2 protein-coding genes are annotated in these 1,546 nt (G+C 66.4%); one reads left to right on the forward strand and one right to left on the reverse strand.

The genetic code is table 11. The annotated features are described in order from the left end of the window. A partial coding sequence (locus tag ABNS06_RS11140) for a TMEM165/GDT1 family protein (RefSeq protein WP_348674670.1) occupies positions 1–386 on the forward strand: 386 nt, incomplete at its 5' end. A 45-nt stretch (positions 387–431) separates the two neighbouring features. Here ABNS06_RS11140 and ABNS06_RS11145 read toward each other — a convergent pair. After that, a partial coding sequence (locus ABNS06_RS11145) for a hypothetical protein (RefSeq protein ID WP_348674671.1) occupies positions 432–1,546 on the reverse strand: 1,115 nt, incomplete at its 5' end.

Genomic DNA, 1,546 nt, shown 5'->3' on the forward strand with positions numbered 1-1,546 from the left:
GGTCGCGGTGGGTCATCGGAGTGGCGTTCCTCGGCTTCGCCGTATGGGCACTGATTCCGGATTCGCTGGATGAGTCGGACGGACAGGCTCGTCGCCTAGGGGCCTTCGCGGCGACCACGACGCTGTTCTTCGTCGCCGAGATGGGCGACAAGACCCAGCTCGTGACCGTGGCGCTGGGTGCGCAATACCCGGATCTGTTCGTGATCACCGCGGGTACGACGCTGGGCATGCTGGCGGCCAATGTTCCGGCGGTGCTGATCGGCGAGCGCCTGGCCCGCAGGTGGGCGCTGGACAAGGTGCGGTTCGTCGCGGCCGGGTTGTTCGCCGTCTTCGCGCTGCTGATTCTCTTGGGTGTGGAAATCGATCTGAGTTGGATCGCCGGGTAGCGCCGCATGCTCAGATGGACGCGCGGTCCGGTCTGCGTGCCGCGTTCATGACGCCGGCAGGGTGAGCGCCGCGAAGTGGCCGTTTCCGCGAACTACCGCCCAGACCGTGCGGGCGGAACGATCGACGCCATGGGTGCCGGGCGGGTAGGTCGGTTCCCAGGGGCCGTCGACGAAGCTGGTCGGGCCGCTCGTGGCTGTGCTCGCGGCGTTGATCCAGCGCCGATTGGCCTCGTCCAGATAGGCCAGCGCGAAACGACCGCTGGAGAGCGCTTCCGGGGTGACCTTCGCCGGATCGTAGCTCAGCGACAGCGGGACGCCCGCCGAGCCGCCTTCGGCGACGGTTTCCGGTAGGCCCCACAGCCGAAGGATGTGACTGGCCAGACCATCGACGCGGGTGACCCATCCGGTGTTGACCATCCGGCTGAACGGCCGGCCGGCGTAGTCGGTGCCGACGCCGGTGTTCGTGCCGCCGAGCAGCCGCGCCCGGGTGGTCAATCCTCCCTCTTGGTAATGGTCCTCGACCGCGGCGTAGGATTCGCCGGGCGCGATGAAGAACGCTTCACCCCGAAGGCCGTAACCCCACCGCGTTCGGTGCGTGAAGTTCAGGCGCGGCGTTGTTCGCAGGTCTTCGCCGTTCTCGGTGATGAAATCGGCGTAGAAGTCGACCGTGACGTTGTCGCCCTCGACGGAATAGATGTAGTAGCCGGCCGAGTAGAGCTCCTGCTGGATCGGTGCCTGGCGACGCGGATCGTTGTAGGTCTCGTCGTTCGACGGCACCACGGGGGTGTAGTACTTGCTGCTGCACGAGGCCGAGATCTGCTGGACGACATGCGCCGAGACGCCGTCGGTGGTCGTCACCCGGGTGACATCGTGCATGTGGTCATGCCCGGTGATCAGGTAGGGCACGTTGTTGCGCCACAGACTGGTGATGAACGCGTCCTCCACGTCGAGGCCGCTTTCGCCCATCAGGCCGCCGGCGTGCTTTTCGCCGATCAGCGGCTGATGGGTCAGCACGAATGCATGGGCGTCGGCGGGGCGTCCGGCCAGCCGGTCCTCGATCCAGGGAAGCTGCGACTCGATGGTGGCCTTGTTGCCGTCGGCCAGTGTGTAGCGGTCAAGCAGCACGAAGGTGGCGTTGTTGTGCTCGAAGGCGTAACTCA

Source organism: uncultured Abyssibacter sp. (genome assembly GCF_964000955.1).
In the GTDB taxonomy this organism is placed as follows: Bacteria; Pseudomonadota; Gammaproteobacteria; order Nevskiales; family OUC007; genus Abyssibacter.